The 25507-nt window shown below is 48.4% G+C and carries 14 protein-coding genes, 3 pseudogenes and 1 CRISPR repeat array (1 of these 18 cut by a window edge); of the genes and pseudogenes, 5 read left to right on the forward strand and 12 right to left on the reverse strand.

All coding sequences use genetic code 11. The features are described 5' to 3' along the window. A CRISPR array of direct repeats spans positions 1–1647; the repeat unit is 36 nt; unit sequence GTTGTATATCGTTCTATTCCTACATCAAACCGCAAC (it extends 2057 nt beyond the left edge of the window). A 93-nt stretch (positions 1648–1740) separates the two neighbouring features. From cas2 to LDN30_RS15515, 5 genes are all read right to left on the reverse strand, one after another. Continuing rightward, complete coding sequence (gene cas2, locus LDN30_RS15495) at positions 1741–2100, reverse strand: CRISPR-associated endonuclease Cas2 (RefSeq protein WP_223927128.1); 360 nt, start codon at positions 2098–2100, stop codon at positions 1741–1743. After that, positions 2097–2981 carry a type II CRISPR-associated endonuclease Cas1 gene (cas1, locus tag LDN30_RS15500; protein ID WP_223930221.1) on the reverse strand — a complete coding sequence of 295 codons (885 nt, stop codon included), beginning with the start codon at positions 2979–2981 and terminating at the stop codon, positions 2097–2099. The genes cas2 and cas1 overlap by 4 nt, the downstream gene beginning before the upstream one ends. After that, the gene (gene cas9, locus LDN30_RS15505) at positions 2981–6595 is read right to left on the reverse strand and encodes a type II CRISPR RNA-guided endonuclease Cas9 (protein WP_223930223.1); all 3615 of its coding nucleotides are present in this window, start codon (positions 6593–6595) and stop codon (positions 2981–2983) included. Before cas9 ends, cas1 begins: the two co-directional genes overlap by 1 nt. A gap of 420 nt (positions 6596–7015) precedes the next feature. Next, positions 7016–7591: a DUF4112 domain-containing protein gene (locus LDN30_RS15510; protein WP_223930224.1), complete on the reverse strand. Its 576-nt coding sequence runs from the start codon at positions 7589–7591 to the stop codon at positions 7016–7018. Positions 7592–7640: 49 nt separating this feature from the next. Continuing rightward, positions 7641–9791 carry a hypothetical protein gene (locus LDN30_RS15515; RefSeq protein WP_223930226.1) on the reverse strand — a complete coding sequence of 717 codons (2151 nt, stop codon included), beginning with the start codon at positions 9789–9791 and terminating at the stop codon, positions 7641–7643. A gap of 629 nt (positions 9792–10420) precedes the next feature. Between LDN30_RS15515 and LDN30_RS15520 the strand changes: the two are divergent. Further along, positions 10421–10753, forward strand: a pseudogene (locus LDN30_RS15520) (IS1380 family transposase); the annotation flags it as partial. Positions 10754–11059: 306 nt separating this feature from the next. On the opposite strand, the gene LDN30_RS15525 reads toward LDN30_RS15520, so the two are convergent. The 7 genes from LDN30_RS15525 to LDN30_RS15555 all read right to left on the reverse strand — a co-directional run bounded on the left by LDN30_RS15525 (position 11060) and on the right by LDN30_RS15555 (position 16107). Beyond that, entirely contained in the window at positions 11060–12157 is a 1098-nt protein-coding gene (locus LDN30_RS15525; RefSeq protein WP_223930227.1) for a metallophosphoesterase, read from the reverse strand. Between the two features lie 121 nt (positions 12158–12278). Then, on the reverse strand, positions 12279–13874 hold the full coding sequence (locus LDN30_RS15530; RefSeq protein WP_223927136.1) for a PD-(D/E)XK nuclease domain-containing ATP-binding protein: 1596 nt from the start codon (positions 13872–13874) through the stop codon (positions 12279–12281). A 95-nt stretch (positions 13875–13969) separates the two neighbouring features. Further along, positions 13970–14314, reverse strand: coding sequence for a hypothetical protein (locus tag LDN30_RS15535; RefSeq protein ID WP_223927137.1), 345 nt, complete (start codon positions 14312–14314; stop codon positions 13970–13972). A 155-nt stretch (positions 14315–14469) separates the two neighbouring features. Beyond that, entirely contained in the window at positions 14470–14685 is a 216-nt protein-coding gene (locus LDN30_RS15540) for an Rpn/YhgA-type helix-turn-helix domain-containing protein (protein ID WP_223927138.1), read from the reverse strand. After that, complete coding sequence (locus LDN30_RS15545; protein WP_223930228.1) at positions 14682–14957, reverse strand: Rpn/YhgA-type helix-turn-helix domain-containing protein; 276 nt, start codon at positions 14955–14957, stop codon at positions 14682–14684. The genes LDN30_RS15540 and LDN30_RS15545 overlap by 4 nt, the downstream gene beginning before the upstream one ends. Next, positions 14954–15193, reverse strand: a complete 240-nt coding sequence (locus LDN30_RS15550; RefSeq protein ID WP_223927140.1) for a hypothetical protein — start codon at positions 15191–15193, stop codon at positions 14954–14956. Before LDN30_RS15550 ends, LDN30_RS15545 begins: the two co-directional genes overlap by 4 nt. Then, a complete protein-coding gene (locus LDN30_RS15555) occupies positions 15190–16107 on the reverse strand; it encodes an Rpn family recombination-promoting nuclease/putative transposase (RefSeq protein WP_223930229.1) in 918 nt (305 codons plus the stop codon). Before LDN30_RS15555 ends, LDN30_RS15550 begins: the two co-directional genes overlap by 4 nt. 660 nt (positions 16108–16767) lie before the next feature. On the opposite strand from LDN30_RS15555, the pseudogene LDN30_RS15560 reads away from it, so the two are divergent. The 4 genes and pseudogenes from LDN30_RS15560 to cas5c all read left to right on the forward strand — a co-directional run. Further along, positions 16768–19989, forward strand: a pseudogene (locus LDN30_RS15560) (SusC/RagA family TonB-linked outer membrane protein). Positions 19990–20006: 17 nt separating this feature from the next. After that, entirely contained in the window at positions 20007–21638 is a 1632-nt protein-coding gene (locus LDN30_RS15565) for a RagB/SusD family nutrient uptake outer membrane protein (protein WP_223930230.1), read from the forward strand. A 1343-nt stretch (positions 21639–22981) separates the two neighbouring features. Then, positions 22982–25141, forward strand: a complete 2160-nt coding sequence (gene cas3, locus LDN30_RS15570) for a CRISPR-associated helicase Cas3' (protein ID WP_223930231.1) — start codon at positions 22982–22984, stop codon at positions 25139–25141. A 17-nt stretch (positions 25142–25158) separates the two neighbouring features. Further along, positions 25159–25434, forward strand: a pseudogene (gene cas5c, locus LDN30_RS15575) (type I-C CRISPR-associated protein Cas5c); the annotation flags it as partial. Positions 25435–25507 lie beyond the last annotated feature (73 nt).

The raw sequence follows: 25507 nt of genomic DNA on the forward strand, positions 1-25507 counted from the left end.
AAACCGCAACGACGGAGGTACTTTGCATCTTCGGTGTGTGGTTGTATATCGTTCTATTCCTACATCAAACCGCAACACCTTTCCTTGTTCAAAAAGCGTTTTATCAGTTGTATATCGTTCTATTCCTACATCAAACCGCAACTGCATGGCATGACACACGCAAGAGCAAGCGTTGTATATCGTTCTATTCCTACATCAAACCGCAACTCGGTTATGATGCTATGTATTGCGATGGAGTTGTATATCGTTCTATTCCTACATCAAACCGCAACCACGAGCATAGAGACCATTCTCGAAGCCTGTTGTATATCGTTCTATTCCTACATCAAACCGCAACTTGAATGTCTCTATCTTGGTGATATATCCCGTTGTATATCGTTCTATTCCTACATCAAACCGCAACCGTTTCTCGAACGACGCGAAATTCAGATTGTTGTATATCGTTCTATTCCTACATCAAACCGCAACCGTGCTGGCTGTGTTGAGTTTGAGATAACCGTTGTATATCGTTCTATTCCTACATCAAACCGCAACGTTTACTGTATTTAGTATAAAACCGCTGGGTTGTATATCGTTCTATTCCTACATCAAACCGCAACCAGGTATTGCGATGATACCGTGATGCTTGCGTTGTATATCGTTCTATTCCTACATCAAACCGCAACGCGATGGTGCCGCTTGCTGTGGCTGTATAGTTGTATATCGTTCTATTCCTACATCAAACCGCAACCATGGTCGTGCTTTACCTCACCGTCCATGAGTTGTATATCGTTCTATTCCTACATCAAACCGCAACTAAGAGCCAAGTGAAAGCATCGAAGATAGTGTTGTATATCGTTCTATTCCTACATCAAACCGCAACTCAGGAACGGCTCGCAAGAGACATCGTTCAGTTGTATATCGTTCTATTCCTACATCAAACCGCAACTTTCTTCTGAGTATAGAAATGCGCTTTGTCGTTGTATATCGTTCTATTCCTACATCAAACCGCAACCTGCCTGTTGATTTCTTCGGCTCTCTTGCGTTGTATATCGTTCTATTCCTACATCAAACCGCAACTTTGGAGGGCATCGAGTTCACGATGGCAGCGTTGTATATCGTTCTATTCCTACATCAAACCGCAACCATAGCGCACCATCATCTTTGAGTTTGTCGTTGTATATCGTTCTATTCCTACATCAAACCGCAACCCAGGTCTGAGCTATATGAGCATCCTGCGGTTGTATATCGTTCTATTCCTACATCAAACCGCAACACTACGGACTGGATTTGTTAACAAATCTTGTTGTATATCGTTCTATTCCTACATCAAACCGCAACCTGAAGGTTCTTATGTCTCGATGACTACAGGTTGTATATCGTTCTATTCCTACATCAAACCGCAACGCAACTGGAGTACGTGACGACCTCGTCCAGTTGTATATCGTTCTATTCCTACATCAAACCGCAACTCTTAATGTTGAGTTAGTTGCATATACTCGTTGTATATCGTTCTATTCCTACATCAAACCGCAACCACTATTTGTTTCTATATTTTCACTATATGTTGTATATCGTTCTATTCCTACATCAAACCGCAACATATGGCCCATTCTTGAACTCTGTCGGTCAGTTGTATATCGTTCTATTCCTACATCAAACCGCAACCTTATTCTCTAAATTGCCCTTAAATAAAGAGATTCAAGGCCATTGGAGAGATAAAAAAAACGGAAGTGTAGGTCTATTTCCAGTGCAAAGATACTAAAAAAGTTCTAATTGTATCGGTTCGCTGATATGTTTTATTTCTTTTTTTAGTTTCTGATTTTTAGGTACTCCACGGAAGTTATATATATTACTGTATTGCTTGTCTGTAACCGAGAGAATACTTACGGCCCCATATTTTGGTATAAGGCTTTTTACCCTTTTGACGTGAACATCCATACTCTCATAGGAACCGCAATGCCTGATATAAACAGAAAATTGCATCATGGAGAAGCCATCTTTCTCCAGGTTCTTACGGAAGAGTGCTGCGTCGTGGCGTTCTTTCTTTGTAGTCACAGGCAAGTCGAAGAATACGAACAGCCACATGATATGATATGCATTAAGTCGGTTAAAAGTCATATAAGAACTGGCAAGGAAAGCTTTTTTGTTTCACCTTTATAGAATTTGACAAGAGATGCTGATGTGATGGTTAGGGCTATTGACAGAGGTCGTGTTACCTTTCCAATTCCGACATCAGCCGTGAGCACTTTAAGCATTCTCGTTTTCACGTCCTTATTCAAATCGAGGAGCCCCTCTTCGGCCGCATCGAAGGCCACCTTGTCGACATAAGGTCTGTAAGGTTCCATAACGTCGTCAGCAAGAGGGAAGGCATTATATTTGTTTCTATGAAACAGGCCCAACGCAGGCAGCAGTCCCGAGCCTACAAGAGCTCTGGCCGTAGCTGCCCGGAGTATGGCATATCCATAGTTCAGCAGGTTGTTTGGAGGCAGTCCTTCCCTTTCTCGCCGGAAATCTTTTCCGAACAAATACGACCAGTACTGCCGTGCAGCTATTCCCTCACGGTTAGAAGAGTCACCACTAAGTACTGAACTGTAATAAGCTTTTAGATTATGATTCTTAACACCTAAGATATCCAGCACAGCAGCCTGATTCTTTATCTTCTGTTCCACTAACTGTTTCCAAGCCTGCTTTCGTGACGGTTCTGCGACGTGTAACTGGTATTTCAGACTTTCCGCCGGGGTAGAGTTGTTGTCAAGTCCCATCAGCATTGACGATGGCATGCCCTTGCCGTTACAGATGATGACACCTGCATTATTGTTTACAAGCTCATTCAAGAGAGGTACAGTAAACGAGACTTGCTGGTTCTCTATCACGACGATGCCTATATCCTCTATGGGACGTGTAACTATTTCATTACTATCCTTTTTAGATATGACAAGTTGCTTGTCCCTCATCGAGAGTCGAAGGGGAGAAGAAAAGAATAAAGTTTGTTTAAGCATCAGCGCAACCACTTAATTTCACCCAAGTCGTTAATTTCGAAATCATATCCGGCTACAAGAGCCTTAAACTGAGTGTGCAGCAACTTTATAGAACTTCTGAATTCTTCATTTTGCTTATATGCTCCATTCTTTGCCTTTACCTCACCACTGGGCCGAGCTTCCTGCGAATGAAGCAGAACCAGAGTGCCATACTCATTGCCGCCTACGACCATCGACGACATTCCCGTGACTTTATAAAGACGTCTGACAAGTTCGTCTTTCGTACACTGCCTTATCTCTTCAGGGGTATCTTCATAAAGCAGGACCAAGGTTCCTTTCTTAAGCACATATTTCAAGGGATAGTCATTCTTAGACAATGGGAAGAGGTTTTTTCCTACAGCTTCCTTGTCATTGCTTTCCTTGAAATAATTGCAAGCGTCGAGATTGCTAATAATCTCAAATACACTTCTCTCCTTTCCTTTCTTGTCGTACCCGACATATATGGCCATGGCATAATTAGTATCATTCATGACATGGAACTGCCGTTTGTACTCTTTTACCGAAACATCACGGTGGTGACGGATGTTTAGTGGGCGTGTCACCGATGGAGTGAAGCATCTCACTTTACGTATGGCAATACCCTTCTCCTTATTCATCCATATTCCTTGGGCTACCGCCTCTTTCAGTCCACCACATTTTATTATGGCTTCCTTGACAATGCTTTTTACCGTATCATCGACTATCTTATCCACATCCGACTCCTTAAAATTACCATCCAGAGGTTTGCGGACTACATATTTTACTTTGCCGTCATGCTCTATGGCACCATAATAGGTATCGTTATGTAGCGATGCGCGAGCACTATCCCCATCGGCCCAGATTTTCTTACCCTTCAGGCGGATTTTATGCCGTCCCGACTTGCCGATATTGTCGGCACTACTATGGGAGACAACTATCTCTTTTTGTATCTTGCTCATGTCTTCCTGGAATGTCGGCCACGGTGCTGCAATGTGTCCCTTCGACGCCCCGTACCATTCATGATTTTCTTCGTCATGATAGTACTGTGCCAACTTGCTGTACTCTCCTGGCCCTATACAGGCAATCACAATGGCATCAATACAATGGTGAACGTGATTTACCCGCTCTTTTTTGGCGTAGATATCCTGAATTCCCCAAATCTTACGGAAATCAGATGTAGCCAGTCCTTTTACAATAAATACCCTATTGAAGAACGACTTCAGATACAGGCGTCCGTACTTTGATATAACACTAATATCAGTGCCTTGGCGACGGCTAAAGCCTTCAGGCACCTCGGTCATAACAAACCTCTGATATTTGCCATACCAGTAATCTCTACGCAACTTCAAGAGATTACGTTCCTGAATCTTTCTGTCTTTCTGTTCCTTTGACATGCTGCTTGAAGTCCGAATCTTACGAATACGCTTATCAAGCTCCTCGTATTTGTCTTTCCAGTCTTTGATGCGTTGTAGTATCTGTTCGTGATTATCAAGCTGCGATGGAAGAAGAGTCTGCTTTACATCCCTGTTAAACTTACTGTTACAAAGTGTCAGGTTCATTTTCGTACTGTCGCCTCCGACGCTGCGAGGGATAGTGTGCTCTATGTCGTATTTAGGATTCTCGCCCAAGAAGTCAGCTATACCGATCTGCTCATCGGTATAGACGCAGCGATGTTTCTGCTCTTCCCAAAGTTGATATTTTAGGATGTCCGTATCCGTCGGTTCTATTGTAAGTCCCGTCTCATCCTTATAGACCTTTATGATTTCTGCTCTTATCTTTTTTCTCTCGTTCTCATTCTCTTTTACGAACCTTGCCAAGGCCTGTCGTTTGTTGGCATCATTCAACTCACGGGCAAACTCGATGTGTATTGTGGTATTACGGTCTATCTTTCCTTCTGCCAGCAAGGTATTGACGACATGGCGCAAACGAAAGAGAGAGCGCATAGCCATAGGGTTACGTACACTGTCAATTCTTGGCGAGCCGAGTCTATTGACATTCTCAGGAACGTGTGGATATGACTCAATCATTGACGGATGATAGAGTTTGTCGGCAACCTTCTCCTCTATACCGAAACGTGCTATCAGATAATCCTTTATGCACCTTTCAGTCGTTCGGTTGTCTACCGCATTATTATCTTTATCCGCGATGGCCGCAAGTATACCATTAATTATCTTTGGTCTGTTTGATTCGACGCTCCATACTTCGTTTGGAACCACCTCTTCCAGATTGGCAAAGAATGTAGACAGAGAATAAATCATTCCCTGGCGCAGATAAGGCAGGATCTTTAATATGGCTTTCAAGCTCAAAGAAGCATAATCAGTACTTACCTTTATATTGCCGAATTTCTTTGCCTCATCATCACATAATTGAAGATGGTGCTTGCCAAAAGCTATAAGATTCTCCTCATCAGTGAAGTCGAACAACACATGCCATATATCATTGACAATCTGCAAGCGAGTCTTACCTTTACCCTTATCGTAAACCTCACATATTCCATCAACCCAGTTATCACCGAAGATGTCGCGCAATCCAGCGGTAACCGGACAGCCTGGAACCGACGTATCCATATGATAATTAAACAGATAAGGTTTCCCCATAGGTTTCTTATAATACGCATACTTTCCTTTGCCTGACAATTCCTTAGCGATATCCTCAAAGTCGAAGGATGGTTTCGACTTGCGGTAGAATTTTGGCAGTATTCTCTTGCGCTCATCTTCATTCAATGGGCGCAAGACTTCATCCTTTGGTGTCTGAATCTTTATATTGTTCAGAAAGCTTAGCATCCTGAACTCCTCAAACAAAGGATGCGATGCTGGGCATTTTGGTTTCTTAGGCTCGAATACACAATGGCCTACGAGTCCTTTCTGCGACTTCAGTGGGCGTTGGAAGAAGATAACGTCCTTGAGTTTTTTGATAAGTTCATCATCCAAATGCTGCTTATTGCAGATAGCCATAAACTCACTGAGATAATGTTCATTACGGGCTGTATAATGATTGCGGATTTTCTCTCCATTATGATAGAGCTTATAGAAATATTCTCCAAGATAATGACAATTGGCAGCCTCAATATCCTTAGTCAAGTTGCTGATGCCTGCCTTTACTGTTCCATCATCGTCGCCGCCCTCACTTTTACGGTTACTAAGGAATCCCCGCCGCTGGTTGATATGATATAATGCTCTTCCCAAAATATAGCGTTGTGTCAGATCAGTTAGGTCCAATTTCTCAGTAAGACATCTATATCTATAGGTGTAAGGGTTATCGTCCGACTTATCGTCAGTCCGTTCCCATTGACGCAACAACTCATTATCAGGGTAGATATTCCTAAGACGCCAAAGACTCAATTCATTTGAGGTTACCGGAGGACACAGATGATTGTCACTTAGAACCTTAAGCAAGCGTATCTTACGTACCTTGATGCGGTAATATCTCACACGGGCAGAACGATGTGAGGTTCTGTCAGCAGCCTTCGACGACTCTATTCCTTTCTCTACCTTCACACCCTCCTGAAAGATATTGACGCCCTTGTCTACAAGCGTGTAGCTATCATCATGCTTTTCTACGATAGCCCAACCAAGGCTGTTGGTACCGGTGTCGATTCCCAAAATCTTCTCATCCATAGTTAGTAATATTAAATTTCTGTAAAATTACAACTAATATTTGGAACACCAAAATTATTTCCGTATTTTTGCACACAAAGAATAAGATTTCCTACATCTTATCGCAATAAGGCAGCAATTGCCGAAGGATATAATCCTATACTCCCGCCTCGGTGGGAGTTTTTTTATTTCATATCAGACCTCGAAAAGCATAACGATTTGGGTGTCTCACCAAATTAAAGAAGCTTTGCAAACATCTAACTTGTCCACTATGTTTATCTTTACGCCATTATGCGCTTGTTTTTATCCCATTTTCTGCTTCCACGTTTATCAATCTACGAAAAAGGAACAGATTATTTTGTCGAAGTCTAAAAAGCAAGCCCTTTAACAGGCGCATGGAGAAAATGCCCACGGTTAGTTTCCCATGCGCTCTTTAATTTCTTAGAACAACGAGATGAACCAGTCGGCGAGTTCTATTGTCCACTTCACGACGAAATAGATGAGGACGCAGAGGACAACGATGAGGACCGCTGACCAGAAAGCCTTACGGTTGACCTCGCGTATTACGGCCCTATCGTCGTTGACATAGCCAGTGATGAGTTTCAGGTTGGAAATATAACTGCGGTTAAAGACATCGATGACATCGCCGATGAAGAAAGGCAGCGAGCCTAACAGTGCGTCCTTCAAGATGTTACATATCACGGCGAGGGTCAGCGGAATGGACTTTACACGCACCAGGGCGAAATAGATGAACGGGAGTGCAAGGAAACTGGAGAGCACGTCGCCGACCCCACCGGGCAATAATCCGATGAGAGGATCGAGGAAATACTTGTCCATATATTTTGCCGTCATGTCCATCACCCTGTACGCCGCCGTATTCATAAGTTCCTCACGCTTAGCCTCTTTCTCGGCCTGCCGTTGCTGTTCGCGGGCGAGAGTTTTTTCGCGTTGCTGCTCCTCCCGCTGTATGTTCATGCCCATATCCGCCTGGGCCTGCTGTCGTCTGCTGTTTGTCATATTATCTTAAAAGTTTGTCGGAACCGGCCCACAACCGGTCCGACACGTTCTACAATGTAATCTGTTTCTTTCCGTTGATGAAATCTTTGAAGTCCTGCTCCGACAAGCTCTGTCCGCCTAATTCACTGAGCATGAGCATAGCCTGCTTGCGTTCGTCGTCGTTCTTGGCGAGGTTGGCGCGCCGCATCACCTCGCGCACGAAAGCGCTCTTATCGTCGATACCCTTAATCTGCTTGCGGAAATCAGCGGCAATCTTATCGAAAGCCTCATCGTAAGCGGCACCTGCGAGCCGTCCGCTGAGCAGCTGCGCTATCAGCCGTAATGCGCTGTCGAGCAGAGAGATGCCCTGTTGCAAGGCCTGCTCCGAGGCCCCGGTCACCTGTGCTACATCTTCATCTGAATAGTGGCGGTCGTCGCTCCGCGTTCCACGATAATCATCGACACCATTGAGCAGAGCCACGGCCATACCGCTGTCGGCATGCAGATGGTCGGCCAGTGTGGACGTGAACATCGAAAGATTGTTCTCGATGTCGACGGGGAGCTTCTCGGTCTGCGTGAAATCAGGAATTTCCACCGTTCCCATGAGCCGTTTGTCGAGTTTCGACTCCATAATCTCGCGCCCGAGCCGCAACATGGCTATGGCGCTCCGCAGATGTGGCAGCATCTTCATCTGCACCTCAGCCGAGGCATTTATCTTCGAGCGAATATCGCGGTTGACCTCATCGAGCTTCTGTTTTACGGTTTGCATCTCCTGCTGCTTCGCCGCCACATCGTCCTTATGCGATGTCAGTTCGTCCTTGTCGAGTTTAAGGTCCACCTGATTGCTTTCGTACTCACGCACCAGTGGATAGCTCACGGCATCCCATTCGGCATAGTTGCGGGCGTAAGTCTTGTTGGCATGTCCGAGGGTCAGGATATTTATCAGGAAGAACGGTTTCGACGGTTTCCGCGCCAGAGCATCACGGTAGGCCGGTCCTTTCGAATCAAGAGTCTGCGTAAGGTCGCTGACCAGACTCTGGTAGACATCAATATTCTGCAGATGGTCGTTGATTTCGCCGTCCAACGCCCGTATCTGAGCAATCAGACTCCTTCGCTTTGCCTCCAAAGGCTGGATGTCGGCATTATCGTACATAGCGTCGGTGATGGCCTTGACGTCCGACGACATCAGCTTTGCGGCATAGCGCATATAGATGTCGGCCTTTGGTATGACCACATCGTTGAGCGTCTTGTAGATGACAAGCAGCCGTCCGAGGTCAGCCTTTATGCGTGTGGCATCGTGCTTGACGCTCGTCTGGAATGTCGTGAGGTCGGAGCGCAACTTCACCGTCCGCTCCCCGGCGTTCATATAGTGGCTGAGCAATCCCAGTCCGGCCATGGCCAGTCCGATGGTTCTGTTGCCCTTACCGGCAGAGCGATAGGCAGCGGCACTGCTCTGCAACGATGTCTGGAAGCTGTCGGAAATCTCGCTGATGAGTGCCGAGCAGGTGTCGCTGATGCGGTTATACTCCAGTTCGGTGTGCTTCAGCATGCTGTCGACATCGAGAAACTGCACCTTACTGAAGTCGAAGAGGTTGGGCGCCACCGTCTTGATAGCGTCGCCGTAGATATCGATGAGCTGCATGGCAAACTCCTGATAGCTGGCACCGATGTCGGTGCGCAGGGTGGTGAAGTCGGCTATATTGCGCCTGACGGTGTCCTCACCCTCATGGTACGTGCCCACCATCCTGGCATAGCGGTCGAAGAGTGTGGAGGCTTCCGCACGCACAGCCTTTGCACCGTCGGCGCCCGTCACCACGTCCATCATGTTCGATGCCGTCTTTGCCACGGCCACCTCGATGTTTGTCTCGATGTCGCGTTGCAGTTGGGTCAGCGTCATCGATGTCTTGTCGAGTTCCTTCCTCGCGAGAGCCATGGCATCGTCAGGGTGCCCTTTGTCGAGCATGTCGGCCATACGGTATTCGTCGACCAATGCCATGCGGCCGTCGTTGGTTACGAAAGCCCGTTCGATGTTCCTGTCGTTATTGAAATAATGGTAAGCCTCCATCGCCAACCGGCTGACATCGATGCTGTCGGCGTTGATGCCATACTGTTTCAATTCGTAAGCGAGGTCGGCGCGAAGGAAGGTCTCACCGTCCTTGCACACCTTTGCGGCTATCTCGCGGATAGCATCATAGAGGCGTTTGTTATCATTCTGGTTCATAGACTAAAGAGTTCTTAATTAACGTAAGTATTAGAATGGCAACCTTATCCAGCGTTACGGGTCGGTCAGCTCGTCATGGAAGAGTATACAAAGACCAGCCACAAGGAGCAGGCCAAAAACGAAAGATAAGATGTTCTTGTGTTTCATTGTTTCGAAGAGTATTTAGTTATTTAATATTTTTCCGGTCGCTGTCCATCAGCCGATTCCCGTCAACATACGAAATCTACGCAGACCGGACGTCAGCCTGATGCCTTTCACTCATTATAAACCCGCCACAAACTTACTAAGAAAATTCGTTGTCCACAACTTTTTCAGTGAGTTTGTTGGCGTTACTAATAAAATATTTTTATCCATATCCATCTTTTATACGTATCTTATTCATTCCCACGACGTTAGACCATACCCGACGCACCGCGCCATCGAAGCTGCACAATTACGTCATACGGCCATTCCGCCATAGTCGTTTTCTGCCGGCAAAGGTATTGCGAGGATGTGCCAAAAGATGTCAAAAGGATAAAATATTTGCGGTCGTTAGAAATTCTCAAGAAGATTGCAGCAGTCTGCGGACGGTTCCTGACAAATCTCACCTAATGTGATTCCTTAATTGCGCAATTAGTTGCGGAATTAAGGATAAGTACAATCAACGAGGCGCTTGCGAGAAAAATTTCGACGTACAGAATAACGACTTCGGTTGGGCTCATCTTCCGTTCTCAACCATGGAGGACAACACGGTGTTCCTTCTCTTTACCGCCATGCTGAAAAATTTCTATCAGTACTTGTTGTCAAAGGTCAGCGCCATTTTCCCCGGCATAGACATGAAAAGTCGCCTTAAGCGCTTTGTCTTTGCCTTCATTGTTGTTCCGGCTAAATGGGTCCGTGTCGCCAGGCAATGGACTCTGAATATCTACACTAAGAACAGATGGTTGCACTACTGGACCATTTTCAACGCCAGCTACGGATGAGCCAAACGTTTTGAAGGGTTAACAATTTAATATCCCTAATGGGGGCAAGGGGGCTTTATGCGCTCATATCAGTTAGGATATGGCAAAAAGCCAGTTTGAACAAGAGAAATTGCATTCTGGGCGGTTTTGACCGCAATGGCCTGAGACTATTAGTAGGGTTGCGGAATTGAGGAATATAATAAATCGTGTATCCGGTTCAACTATGTCACAAACGAGTACGGCAAAGGACATCGGAATCCAAACGAGATGTTCACTTTGCCTTCATACAACTGCCAGTGGACAAAGGGTTAATGGTTAAGCCTACAATTACTTCCTTATATGCAGTACGAGGTATTCCGACTGTGTGCCGATGCGGAACTTGGCACCCCAGATGCCGAGTCCGGAGCTCACATAGTAGTGGGTGCGTCCTTTCACGAGGGGTCCGAAAGCATCCTCGTAGACGGCATCAGTAATCCAGCTTATTGGCCACACCTGCCCGTAATGGGTATGTCCGGCAAACTCAAAGTCGACGCCATTCTTCTCTGCCTCCTCCAAATGATACGGCTGATGGTCGAGTTCCAGGAGGAAACGGCTCTTGTCGACACCGCGGAGAATCTCGCTGAGAGCCTTGCGCTGCCCGTTTGTGCGGTCGTCGCGTCCTACAATGGTAATATTTCCCAACTTATCGAAAGAAGCAGCCTCATCGCGCAGCACTCTGATTCCTGCATCCTTACAGAACTTCATGTCGGCACTAAGACCCGTATAGTAGTCGTGGTTGCCAAGACAGGCTAAGACGGGGATGTGCAAGGCTCGGAACTCCGCGGCCATATTCTCTTCTTCCACCGGCCGGTAGCTGCCGTCGATGAGGTCGCCGCCGATGAGTATGGCATCAGGATTCTCAGCCTTGAGCTTGGCGATCCAGCGGTGGAGGTCGCCACGGGTGTTGTGGTAGCCTAAATGAAGGTCGCTGACGAGAACGAGTTTCAGGTCCTTGCCGATATCCTTTGTCGTCGTTATCGTCATCTCCACCCGCTTCTTGTCATTATAGTGGTAATAAGCATAGGTAAACAATGCCACTAACGTGATGGCAAGTCCTGCCGCCAGCCGTCCGTTCTCATGCAGCGCCGCGGACTGAACCACACGGCACAGCCGCATGACATCAAGGAAGAGGAACGCGAGGAAAAGATAGAGAAGGATTATCAGCCACGACGTGCCCACCTCGTAGGTCACTCTTGCTAACCCCATGGGCCAACGGTTGATGACTCCCGACATGGCTACGAAGAAGGCCACGAAGGCCAACGCCATCACCACTACTGCGGCAATGCGCAGAGCCGGGACGGCTGGCAGCAGCTGCCACGTGCGCATCGAGACATAGACTTGTCCGGCAACGGGCAGGAGCAGGAATATCAAAAAGGCGAATCTCATAGACAGGAATCCTTCGTTTGTTTCAATAAAATTTTATACGCATATAGTCATACGGCCTCAACACGATACAGATGGTTTTAGGAGCAATCCTGTGGGGGAAAAGAATCACATCTCCGTCACTTTACTCCCTGCTCACTTCCCAGTCGCTGATAGTACCTGTTTCTGACGAGAAAGAGCAGGCTATGGCATACACCTCACGGCTGTCATGGGCATAGGGCTCGGCGTAGCCACGGTCGTGAATCTGCTGCATGGCCTCGGCAGCGGGACGATCGAGTTTATACTCAAAGATGTAAACATACTTCGGAGTTTCTATCACGCAGTCGGCACGGCCGTGCGACGATGCCTTCTCGCGATAAACCGTGTCGCGGCAACTGCCGATGAGTCGCATGATGAGATAAACCGAATACTGAAACTGCCGCTCGTGACTTTTCTCACCATTGCCCTGCCTCACAGAGTATGGAATACTGGCCAGAAAATCGTTAAGCAGACTGCGAAACGCTTCGGGCTTACCATGGTGAAGGGCCTTCTTCATCTTCGTGGCCCAGTTACTCGGTCTTTGTGTATGGAAATAGCCCGAGGCCAAGATTGCCAGAAACCCTGATGCCACCTCATGGTTGGGGAAGTCGAGTTTATATTCATCGTCCTCGCGGTTGTAGCCCTTGATAGTGAGATAACCGCTCTGGTATATCATCGGCACCGGTGCCTCCACTGTGGCGCGATAGTCGGCAAACTCTACGGCCTCGTAGGTGCGGCCGATGATGTCCTGGATATTCTCATCGCTGTGGTTAAGCAGTCGGATGAGGTAAGATGGAGTCCCTGACGCAAACCAATAGTCCTTCAAATCTCCATCCGAGAAGGCGTTCAACAGCGAGAAAGGATTATAGATGTCAGTCATACCAGTACTGAAATGGTAACCGTCATACTTCTGTTGAAACTGCCGCCTGACCTCATCGACCGGTAGTTCCAGCGTACTGGCTAAGACGGCCATCGATGATGCGAAGTCACTGTCGAGCTCATCCTTCGAGATGCCACAAATAGTATCATACTTAGGATTCATGCTGATATCCCTCGCATTATTGAATCCTGAGAACACGCTCACCTGTGCGAACCTCGTCACACCCGTCAGAAATACGAAGCGCAAGTCGGCATCAGCAAGTTTAAAGACCGAGTAGAACGCCTTCAGCACGTCGCGGTTACGGTCCTCCAAGAGTTGTTCATTGCCGTCGGCTGTCGCTTTCCGCCCTGTATCCAAAACGTCGAGCATCGGCTTGTCATATTCGTCGACGAGCACAACGCATGGCTTTCCCGTCTTCTCATGAGCGCGGTGCAGGACATCGGCGAAGCGTCGGCCAGCCTGACTGGATGCAGGCTCCACGCCGTACCGCTCTTCCCATTTCGTCAGATAGTAGTTGATGGTATCCTCCAGCGCACCGGCCTCAAGATAATTCGAGTCATTGAAGTCCATCTCAAAGACGGGATAGCAGTTCCAATCCTTCTCCAGGGCATCTATCTTCAAGCCCTTGAAAAGATCACGGCGACCCTCGAAGTAGTATTTGAAGGTAGAGACTAACAGTGACTTGCCGAAACGGCGGGGACGGCTAAGGAAATATACTCCTTTCGTCTTCGATAAATCATACACCAGAGCGGTCTTGTCCACATACACCAATCCACCTTTTATTATACTGGCGAAGTCTTGAATGCCTATAGGATACTGCATAATCTTCGTTTATTGGTAACGAATGCAAATTTAAGAAATATTTGTCAGCAAACAAAATTATGCAACCGCAAAAAGTGCATCCATCAATTTGCAGGCTACAGCGACCGTATTATTGCATCCCAATCGGCAGGTGCTCCTTTCTTTCCGAAGGCTTTCATATACAGGCGGCGCCTTGTTGCCGACACCGACTCCTTGCTGTGGCAAGTGAGAACGGCTATCTGCGAGGGAGAGAACTGTGTTTTCAGCAACAGACAAACGCGGTATTCATTCTCGCTGAGCTTGCACAAATCGACAAGACGGTCGTGGAAAAGAGGATAGACCTCATAAAGCTGTTCGTCGAGCTCGCGCCAGTCATCATCAGTGAGAATTTTCTTCTCAGATGGCGAATTGAGCATGTGCCGGATACGCCCATACACGTCCGATTGCGCCACGAGGCTCATGTCCTTCTCCTTCTGCCCGGTGTCTCTCTTTGCCTCATCATCCCTAAGACTCTCATACTGACGCAGCTTCAGACGCAGCAGCTGCTGTCTCTGTTTCGTATACCTTATATAATATTAGCAAGCCATGCACTCCATAGGGGATAGCCCATCTATCTTCATAATTCAGCTATCTGATCTTCCGAGAGCCCAGTGATTTCGGATATAAGAGAAACATCAAATCCTTTGGCTTTCATCATCCGGGCAACTTTCATATTAGCCTTTGCCTCACCTTCCCTCCGCGCTGAATCCATGCCATTCTTTATGTCACGGTAAGCGTAAACGTTCTGCTCGTAAGCCATGCGCTCCATAGGGGAAAGTCCATCTATCTTCATAATTTCACTATCTGATCTTCTGAGAGACCAGTGATTTCAGATATAACAGAAACATCAAATCCTTTGGCTTTCATCATCCGGGCAGCTCTCTTTTTCGTCTTAAATTCTTCTTCTGCGAAACCTTTAGCAAAACCTTTAGCAAAACCTTTGGCAAAGCCTTCTTCAAAACCTATACGCCACGCTGAATCCAAACCGTTCTTGATGTCACGGTAAGCGTAAAGGTTCTGCTCGTAAGCCATGCGCTCCATAGGGGAAAGTCCATCTATTTTCATAATTCAGCTATCTGATCTTCCGAGAGCCCTGTGAGTTCGGATATAAGAGAAACATCAAATCCTTTGGCTTTCATTATCCGGACCATTCTCTTTTCCGTCTTAACTTTTTCTTTTGCGAAGCCTTCTTCAAAACCTATACGCCACGCTGAATCCAAACCGTTCTTGATGTCACGGTAAGCGTAAACGTTCTGTTCGTAAGCCATGCGCTCCATAGGGGAAAGTCCATCTATCTTCATAATTCAGCTATCTGATCTTCCGAGAGCCCAGTGATTTCGGATATAAGAGAAACATCAAATCCTTTAGCTTTCATCATCCGGGCCACTTTCATATTTGCCTTAAATTCTCCTTTCTCAAGACCAATGGCCTCACCTTTCTCAAGACCAATGGCCTCGCCTTTCTCAAGACCAATGGCCTCACCTTCCCTCCGCGCTGAATCCATGCCGTTCTTTATGTCACGATAAGCATGGATACTCTGCTCATAAGCTTTCAGTTCCATAGGCTTAAACATAGCAATCTCGGCCGTCTTGAAGAGCTTCTCGAACACACGGCCCTGCAACTCTGTCGGGCGCTCAAGGAGATTCTGGAGGTTCTTCAGGCAGAAGAGCCACTTGTCTATCAGCGTTTTACACTCATCGATATCCTTGTGGAAGTTGGCCAACTCCACATATATATATGTAAGCTTATCGTAGAAAACCTCCTTGGTATTGATATCCATGAGCTTCACCTCACGGAAAATTCCGTTATCGCCGCTCTTCTTGCTCTCAGGAAACGCAAAGTTGAGGATGCCGATAGTATAGACATCCTTCAGCTCATAATTCCAGTCGCCCTTCTCAGCCTGTTCAGAAATCGGAAAAGTGGAATAGAATATCGACCGGTCCTTGTAGAAGTCCTGATAGACATTCTGCATCTCGACAATGATACGGCTGCCGTCAGCAGTCTTGCAATACACATCAAAGATGGCCTTGCGAGCATCCTCATTACTGCCGAACTTCTCGCTGTTACTGTATTCAACATCCTCAACGACCCGCTCACCATCGAGCACGGCATTGAGGAAACTCACCAACAAGTCGCTGTTGAACGGAGTTCCGAAGATGCGCTTAAAACCAAAATCGGTCAGCGGATTGATATATCTCTCACCTGTGTGTATCATCGTTCACCGGGATTTTACTCTACAAAGATACAAAATTTTTTGCCCGAATGCAAGCTTTTTAACAGAAAAATTTTCCACCCAAGCGTAAACGTCTAAAACAACGACAGATACATCTATACAGCAGGCACCGACGAACAGCAAAAACCCGTACCGGAAAAACGAAATTCCTCTCTCGGTGTCTTATTCATCAACACCAGCGAACAATCAAAACCGACAGCGACGAACGGTAATCTCTCGAATGGCATTTTCACTACCCCACCGTCTTACGATCTAATCTTGTGGCACATACTTGACAATTTATTAGAGGTATTGAACATTAAATGTAAACTAACCTTAACAATACAAGAATATTTCACCACTATAGAAATATTCGTTAACAATCACCACAAAGAAATTAAACATAAATCATAATTCAAAAGCGATTTTCAAGAATTGAAGTCGAAAAATTATTTTATGTTATTCTTTTTAAATAATTTTGCAGCGAGCCAAAGATTTAAACCTATCTGACAAGAAAACCTAAATGTGACAATTGCTGTTGCGACAAGATTCTATCGGATACTTTAACCAATATAACCATTCATAAAACCTATTTATTACAAGAACATGAATCACAAGAAAGTGAAAACAGAATCGAGATGCCGGAAGTCTATTCAACGGCTGATGGTTCTTGGCATGTTGACGGCCGGCTCGTTGGGAGCCTACGCCCAGAACACTGTCACAGGAACTGTTGTGGATGCAAGCGGCGAACCGCTTATTGGCGCCAGTGTGCAAGTAAAAGGTACTAAGAGCGGCGCCGTCACCGACCTCGACGGCCACTTCACCATCAGCAATGTGAAGGACGGTTCCGACATCACCATCTCCTACGTCGGCTACACCTCGCAGACCCTCACACTCAAGGGCAGCGCCCCCGTGACGGTCACCCTCCAGGAAGACAACCAGATGCTCAACGATGTCGTCGTAATCGGCTATGGATCAGTGAAGAAGAGCGACCTCACATCAGCGGTATCGAAGATGAGCGGTGAGGCCATCAAGGACCGTCCGTTGGCACGTGCCGAGCAGGCCCTGCAAGGTCAGTTAGCCGGTGTGCAGACACGTGCCACATCGGGTGAGCCGGGCACCGACCTGCAGATTCGAGTCCGTGGAGCGGCGTCGGTCAACGCCAGCTCCGACCCGCTGTATGTCGTCGACGGTGTGCCGATGACATCCATCAGTGCTCTGAACCCCTCCGACATTCAGAGCATGGAGGTCCTCAAGGACGCCGCCTCGGCAGCCATCTACGGTTCGCGAGGATCCAACGGAGTGGTCATCGTAACCACCAAACGCGGCAAGAACGGCAAACCTACCGTCACCTTCAACGCCACTGTGGGCTTCCAGCGCCCGGAGAAGAAACTCGACATTATGACAGCAAGAGAATGGATGGAATTCAAGACCCGCTGGAATGACGCTAACTATCTGAAATACTGTAAGGAACACGGCATAACGGGGGCGAGCATCAAGGACGATTCGTCGACACGTCTGGCCAATGTGGGCATCAAGGCCGGTACGGCCAATGCAGGACTCTACGTCAACGACGACAGATGGTTCCAGTATCTCAGCCCCGAGATGCAGGCCTCTCACACCTATAATGCCGATGCCGGACAGTTGGCACTCCTCGACTGGCAGGACAAGATGTTCCGCAGCGCGGCCATCCAGAACTACGACGTGAGCGTACAGGGCGGCACCGACAACCTCAGCTACCTCGTCTCGGGCGGATATATGAAGCAGGACGGACTCATCATCGGCACCGATTACCAGCGCATCACTTTCCGTTCGAAAGTCGAGAGCAAGATAAACAAGTATATCACTGTGGGACTGAACCTTGCGCCTACATACATCGTATCCAACAACCAGGGCAAGGCCAACGGTAAGGATTCCGAAATCCACCATATCCTCGCCAACACCCCGGTGGCTGAGCCCGATGCCGGTTACTACACCAACTCCGGCGGCCACGACGTCTACTTCTGGGCCGTGAGCAACGCCAGCTCACTGAAGATCATGGAGACCAACCTCGACCGCAAGCGCGACGTCAGGATGGAGGGCAACGCATTCGTGCGCATCACCCCGATGGACGGTCTGAAACTCGAACTCTCCGGAGCCACAACATACTACGACACCGACCGCAGCGGCTACAGCTTCTCGGCAGCAACATCAAAATAGGCTCAGGGCGAAGGAAAGAACTCCAGCGGACGCCACTACACTCAGCGACAGTGGACAACGTTGCTACAGGCCCTGGCCAACTACGACAAGACCTTCGGCAAGCACGGCGTAAGCCTTATGGCCGGAGCATCGACCGAGCAGGCCAATATCGGGTCGTCGACCGACCAATACTTCCAGAACAACTTCCCTAACGATGCCATCACGAAGTCGTTCGACGGCAACAAGCTGACAGTGAAGACAAACCTCGTCACCGAGCTCACACCGAGCCGACTGACATCGTTCTTCGGCCGCGCGTCCTACGACTACGACGACCGGTACATGGTTTCGGCATCGCTGCGTGTCGACGGTGGATCAGTCTTCGGAGCCGACCACAAGTGGGGAACATTCCCGGCACTCAGCGGAGGATGGATGATATCGAAGGAGAAATTCTGGAAGAACAGCACCATGGCACCATGGTGGGACACCTTCAAACTGCGCGCCAGCTTCGGTGTGACGGGTAATAACCAGATATCGAGCACCGCCGCCTACAGCACCCTGACGAACGCCCTCTACGGCGGTTATGCCGGATACTACGCCAACACCATTGCCAACAAGGACCTGAGCTGGGAGAAAACCTACTCCACCGACGTAGCAATGGACTTCGCCTTCCTGAAAAACCGGCTGCAGATGTCGCTCGACTGGTACACCAAGACCACCAAGGACTTGCTCTATCAGGTGCCTGTCGTGGGAGCATCGGGATTCACAACGGCATGGGACAACCTCGGAGAGATAAGAAACTGGGGACTGGAGATGGAGCTCACATCGCATAACCTCACCGGCAAGTTCAAGTGGAACACGTCGTTCAATATCTCGTACAACAAAAATAAGGTCATCAGCCTCGGCACCGACGACACACCAATCTATTCGGGATGGAACGGTGTCGGCGACAACGGAAACACCTCTAACGTACTCATGGTGGGCCATCCTGCCAATGCCTTCTACATGCTCCACGCCATCGGTGTATGGAAAAATCAGGCCGAAATCGATGCTTACGCACAGGAATGCGGCGTGAGCAAGCTCACCTTCAACGGCAAGACAACCATCAAACCGGGCGACATCAAATATGAGGACGTAAACCACGACGGCGACTACTCCTACAGCAAGGACCGCGTCTTCCTCGGACAGCCAACACCAAAGGTCACCTTCGGACTCACCAACACCTTCGAATGGAAGGGCTTCGACGCCTCCGTGCTCATCACCGGACAGTTCGGAGGCCGCATCTACGGTGCCTTAGGACGTGCCATCGACCGTCCGTCGATGGGTGCCAAGAGCAACGTAATGGACTGCTGGACAAACGCTTGGTGGAGCGAGGATGAGGTCGGCGACGGAAAGACACCTTACATCCTCAGCACCACAACGGGCGGCACCTGCGACTCACGATGGCTCTACAGTTCCGACTACGTGAGCCTGAAGAACCTCACCCTCGGCTATACCGTACCTCTGAAGAGCAACTTCGTCAAGACCCTCCGCGTCTTCGTATCGCTCGAGAACCTCCTGCGCTACGACCACTACTATGAGGGCTACTCCCCCGAGGCGGCCAACACGGCACGCAGCGGCGTTCCCGGTGGCACCACAGCCCTCGGCATCGACTACGGCGGATACCCCACGGCAAAGTCATACAACTTAGGTGTTAACATTACTTTCTAATACAAGCAAGACAAATCATGAAACTTAGAAATATAATATTAATAGGTGCTGCGGCAATGTTGGGACTGGCCTCATGCAGCGATGACTATCTGAACACCCCTCCACGCGACCAGATGTCGCCCGACGGCTTCTACTCCACACCCTCGCAGTGCAACCAGGGCGTATTAGGTGTGTATGCAGACCTGCGCTATATCAGTGACTATGAGTACCTTATGATGTCGGAGGTCCGTTCCGACAATATGTGGGTGGAGCCACGTCCCGACGGCGAGCGATCGTACTCGGAGATAGGCACCTTCCGCGCCAACGCCTCCGAGGTGACCTTCGAGCAGACATGGAACGCATGGTACAAGCTCATCTACGATGCCAATATGGCACTGCAGAAGATTGAGAAATGCGACTTCGCCAACGAAGCCATCAAGAACCAGTTCCTCGGCGAGGCCCACTTCCTGCGCGGATGGGCTTACTTCGAGCTGGCGCGCCTCTACGGCAACGTGCCGCTGATCCTCGAGCCGATGTCGTCGAAGGAGGCCAACAACGTGAAACAGACCGACGCACGCACCGTCATCACCGGAACGGCAATCCCCGACCTCGAGTTTGCCCTCGACAACCTGCCCGAGAAAGGCAAGATGGTCGACGGATTAGGCGCCACCGTCACGGGACGTGCCGACAAGAGTGCGGCTCAGGGAATGCTCGCACGTGTGTACATGCAGTTGGCCGGATTCCCGTTCAACGACACCGAGGCCGAGAGCAAGGCAAAGACATACCTTGAGCAACTGCTCGCCAAGAAGTCGCAATACTGGGCACCGACCATCGACGCATGGCGATCACAGTGGCTGCCGAGCAACGCCAACAAGTACTCCGTATTCGCCATACAGTACCGGACGGGAGGATCCGGCAACCCCGCCATCTTCGACATGAGCCCGGAGCTGCCGCCGTCGTTCACGAGCATCCGCATCTTCGGCAACCATATCTACCCCAACAAGGCACTGATGTACCAGTTTGAGCGCACACAGAGCAACGGATCGAAGGACCTCCGCGGCGAGAACTACTCCTACATCCACGGCTACGACAAGGAGAGCGCGTCGTTCCCGACCTACTCGCAGCAGTTCGAGGACGTTACCGTCGACGGTGTGACCACATCGCAGCAGGTCAACGCCATCAACTATAAGTATATGGCCTCGAAACGCAAGTGCAAGGAGTTCGGCATCGACGGAACCATCGAGAACAGCATGGTCGACTACTACGACTGGCCCGTCAACTATCCCGTCATCCGCATCGAGGATATGATGCTCCTCTACGCCGAGATCCTCTGCGACGAGGGCGACATCGCCGGAGCAATGAACCAGGTTAACGAGATACGCAGCCGTGCCGGTGTCGACCTCCGTCCCACAAGCGGAATCAGCAAGGACGAGGCCACGAAGTACATCCGTCTCGAACGTCAGTTAGAGCTCTTCGGCGAGGGCGTACGCTGGTTCGACGAGGTGCGCTATGGCACCTGGCAGCAGGACATTATCAACAAGTTCAACAGCTACAGCAATCCCGACGGTACCGATGTATCGTCGGTGGCCGACGGCCGCTACCTCTACCCCATCCCATCTAATCAGATGAGTATCGTACCGGGACTGTACAGCCAGAATAAGGGGTATTAATCCCTGATAATCAACACAGAACAAGAGTAACCGGTCCCTGACTGTCACGACGATACCGCCACCCGTCCATCCCGTCGCAGCATCGGATAATGCCGTATCGTTCGGACCAATCATTCCCCCACCCTCTTGACAGCGCCTACACCCCCCGTAGTCCTGTCAAGTTCTATCAAGCAGGAGGTAAGCTCCAATCGCATGCGCTTGCCTCCTGTTTTTATTCTGTCCGTCCTCCCCCACAACGACATTGCACGTGGCGCACAGCATAGAGTGGCATTCCCTTTCCCTGAGTCATTTCTTTGCGATATAATAGATGTATGCTAATAGCCAAAATATTTTTTCACCTTGGCACAATTTATTTTATGCGCGTAAGCGCAATTTTATGCCGATGCAATTTTCGTCATAGACAGACTTTAACCCCGTTAGGGGTGGTGCGGAAGTGATGGGGCAGACTGCGAGCTTGCTCGCAAAGGATACCCCATCACTTCCACACCATAGCCCCACTGGGAGCAAAAGTCGGCCTATGACTATTTTCCTTGAGCTATGGACCTCTCTAACCAATTGCAGGCCAGTAAAGCAGAGATTCGGTCTTACGACCGACCGAATCTCTGTCGTGTTAGTCTGTTTTGATGGTTTTCCTTTGTGTCAGCACCAAGATCCGACGGAGGAGGATCTGCCATTTGGGGTTTGGGGGCGGTGAGAGGCCCTGCCTCTCAAAGCACTCAAAGCCCTTGGCGCTGAAACAAAGGGTTTTTATTGGTTTTGGTCTTAATTTATGATTGTCTATTTAACCGTTCTTCGTTCAACGAAGGCTAAACGGAGACATAAAGCCCCTCAATCAAGATGTTGGATAAGATCTATTGTTATTTCGTTGCAAAGTTACAAAATATTTTCCCCGAATCCAAATTTTAGCAGGGTAGAAAGGGGGATAGTTTGGGGGATAGAAAGGGGTATAGAGCCTTGGCGCGCACCTATCCCAAACCTTCTTTTGCCGCTTGATGACACGCCTACACATTGGACAATCCCTCAATACGCTTCAGTATCTACGTCCAATATGCGGATTGCATGTCGAAATCCGACAAGCATTATCCAAGAATCTTTTCACATGCTCAATAAATGGTGCAATGTTATGTTCTTCTCCCTCATTGGAAAATGGCTACATAATCGACAGGAGATATTCCGGTGCATCAAAATAGTTCTAAAAAATATTATGTTTTTATTGGAGATTATCATGAAATTTATTAACTTTGCTTATTGATAGTACACAGACCTATAAAAGTCAAGGAAATTGGCTACTGATATAGAATAAATACTAACTTTTGGCGTCTGCCATACTGAAAAGACATAACATGATTGCACATATTAAATTAGAACCGGAACCTATTATCCAAACCACCGAGGAGCATAGAGACCATGTTGCAGACTTGGCAAGGAGTTTTGCCGAAGCCTTTGGTAGCGGTAGCCTTGCATATTTGGCAGGTTGGTTGCACGACAAGGGAAAGGAACGGGACAGTTTCCAAAACTATATCCGTAAGGAGAACGGTCTTCCCACCAACGGACAGTCTGTTGGTGAGCATGAGCATTCCTTTGTGGGTGGGCTGATAGCAGCCCAGAAGCCATTGCATAATCTGGAGCTTGCCAACATCATCATGGGCCATCATCGGGGATTGTATGATGATGGCACCCTCAAATACGAAATAAATAACAGGACGCTCCCTCAAGAGATAAAGATTGATCCTCTGCCGATAAGCCCGTCTTCGCCTCATATACAATTACGTAAAGAAGATTTACATCATTATGTGAGGATGCTGTTCAGTTGCTTGGTAGATGCTGACCGTCTTGACACAGAGGCGTTTATGAATTCGGATCAATCTAAGTTGCGTGGACAGGGCGACAGCTTACCTATTCTTTTAGAGCGACTCGAAACCAAATTGGCCGAGTTTAAGTCCAAGGACAACGAGAGTGAGGTGAATCGCGTAAGAAACTACGTACAACAGGTTTGTCGCGAGAAGAGCGACCTGCCGCGCGGCATCTTCTCAATGACAGTACCTACTGGTGGCGGCAAGACCTTGTCGTCTTTGCTTTGGGCGCTCCGCCATGCCATACACAACGGACAGAAGCGCATCATCATCGCCATTCCATATACCAGCATTATCACGCAGACGGCTAACACCTTAAAGAAAATTCTTGGCGAGCAAAACGTGTTGGAGCATCATTCCGAGTTCGATTATGATGAGCTGAAAGACGAAAAATTGAAGGAGACCTACCAGTTAGCCGCAGAGAATTGGGACTTCCCCGTCATCGTCACCACCAACGTGCAGCTCTTCGAATCGATGTTCAGCAACAAGCCGTCGGCATGTCGCAAGTTGCACAATATTGCGAATAGCGTTGTTATCCTCGATGAGGTGCAGACGTTACCAACCAGCTATCTGCAACCCATTGTAGATGCTATCAGCGCTTACCACCGTTCGTTTGGTGTGTCTTTCCTGTTTACCACAGCAAGCCAACCCGTACTGAGCGGACTGATAGAGGGCTGTAACCCTTTAGCCAACTTTCATGGACTTGACTCTGTAACAGAACTTATACCAGCCTCAGCCAAGTTGCATGAAAAGTTGCGAAGGGTAAAATTAGATATTGATAACCAGCCAAGGAGTTACGATGAAATAGCTAATGCAATTTCTCAGCACGACCGCGTGCTCTGCATTGTCAACACCCGCCATGATGCCAAGGAGGTATACAAACGGCTGCCAAAAGAGGGGCTGACATTACACCTTTCACGCATGATGTGCCCCGAGCATGTAAGCGAAACCATCAAACAAATTACCGAAGCTTTAGCCGATGATTCTTACAAAGTAATAAGGGTTGTAGCCACACAACTTGTTGAGGCAGGCGTGGACATCGATTTTCCGGTAGTTTATCGTCAGGAAGCTGGGCTGGACTCCGTGCTGCAAGCCGCAGGAAGATGCAACCGTGAGGGGAAGCGAAAGCTCTGCGTGACTCATGTGTTCAGTCTTGCCAAAGAACACAAGCTGCCGCCGGGCGACATCTCCAATGCGAACAATGCACGCCTCGCCCTGAAGCAGGATAGCGACTGGTTCGCACCGGAAACAATGACAAGCTATTTCAGACAACGATATAGTAGGGAGGAATCGTTCGATAAGAAAAAAATAAAAGACTATTTATACAATTATAAAGACAAGATGTTTGAAACAGCGGCCGAAAAATTTCGACTGATAGAGGATGGCAGCATTCCGCTTATTGTGGTTTGGGAGAACAGTCTTAGCCTAGTAGAGCAACTAAAGGAAAAGGGGCCTTCTTACACACTGATGAAAAAACTGTCAAAATATACTGTCAATGTCTACGAGTCTGATTTTAAGGCATTATGCCAGACTGGAGCCGTCAAGGAGCTAATAGAAGGCATTTTCGTGGTAGACCAGCAGGCTCAATACGACAAAGAGTTAGGACTGCTCATTGAAAATCAATGGGAGGACAAACTGCTTTTGATATAGGACAAAAAATAATACAAATGGAATATACGGACAAGGAATATTGTTTGGAGGTGTGGGGTGACATGGCTTGCTTCACCCGTCCAGAGTTCAAGGTAGAGCGTGTGAGCTACGACATCATCACACCTTCCGCGGCACGAGCCATTTTCGAGGCGATATTGTTCAAGCGATACGCCATGCGGTGGCAAGTGACAAAGATAGAAGTGCTCAATCCCATCAAGTGGACGTCAATCAGAAGAAACGAGATAGGGAAGGTGGCAAGTGCGACGAATAAAAGACCTATCTATATAGACGAGGTAGATAATCCTCAATTCCGCAACCCTACTAATAGTCTCAGGCCATTGCGGTCAAAACCGCCCAGAATGCAAT

The sequence above is a fragment of the Prevotella lacticifex genome (genome assembly GCF_019973375.1).
Lineage (GTDB): Bacteria > Bacteroidota > Bacteroidia > Bacteroidales > Bacteroidaceae > Prevotella > Prevotella lacticifex.

Bases quoted from the DNA above. Each gene is read 5' to 3' on its own strand.
- cas2 (WP_223927128.1), bottom strand. From the start codon at position 2,100: ATGACTTTTAACCGACTTAATGCATATCATATCATGTGGCTGTTCGTA.
- cas1 (WP_223930221.1), bottom strand. From the start codon at position 2,981: ATGCTTAAACAAACTTTATTCTTTTCTTCTCCCCTTCGACTCTCGATG.
- cas9 (WP_223930223.1), bottom strand. From the start codon at position 6,595: ATGGATGAGAAGATTTTGGGAATCGACACCGGTACCAACAGCCTTGGT.
- LDN30_RS15510 (WP_223930224.1), bottom strand. From the start codon at position 7,591: ATGACAAACAGCAGACGACAGCAGGCCCAGGCGGATATGGGCATGAAC.
- LDN30_RS15515 (WP_223930226.1), bottom strand. From the start codon at position 9,791: ATGAACCAGAATGATAACAAACGCCTCTATGATGCTATCCGCGAGATA.
- LDN30_RS15525 (WP_223930227.1), bottom strand. From the start codon at position 12,157: ATGAGATTCGCCTTTTTGATATTCCTGCTCCTGCCCGTTGCCGGACAA.
- LDN30_RS15530 (WP_223927136.1), bottom strand. From the start codon at position 13,874: ATGCAGTATCCTATAGGCATTCAAGACTTCGCCAGTATAATAAAAGGT.
- LDN30_RS15535 (WP_223927137.1), bottom strand. From the start codon at position 14,314: ATGAGCCTCGTGGCGCAATCGGACGTGTATGGGCGTATCCGGCACATG.
- LDN30_RS15540 (WP_223927138.1), bottom strand. From the start codon at position 14,685: ATGAAGATAGATGGACTTTCCCCTATGGAGCGCATGGCTTACGAGCAG.
- LDN30_RS15545 (WP_223930228.1), bottom strand. From the start codon at position 14,957: ATGAAAATAGATGGACTTTCCCCTATGGAGCGCATGGCTTACGAGCAG.
- LDN30_RS15550 (WP_223927140.1), bottom strand. From the start codon at position 15,193: ATGAAGATAGATGGACTTTCCCCTATGGAGCGCATGGCTTACGAACAG.
- LDN30_RS15555 (WP_223930229.1), bottom strand. From the start codon at position 16,107: ATGATACACACAGGTGAGAGATATATCAATCCGCTGACCGATTTTGGT.
- LDN30_RS15565 (WP_223930230.1), top strand. From the start codon at position 20,007: ATGAAACTTAGAAATATAATATTAATAGGTGCTGCGGCAATGTTGGGA.
- cas3 (WP_223930231.1), top strand. From the start codon at position 22,982: ATGATTGCACATATTAAATTAGAACCGGAACCTATTATCCAAACCACC.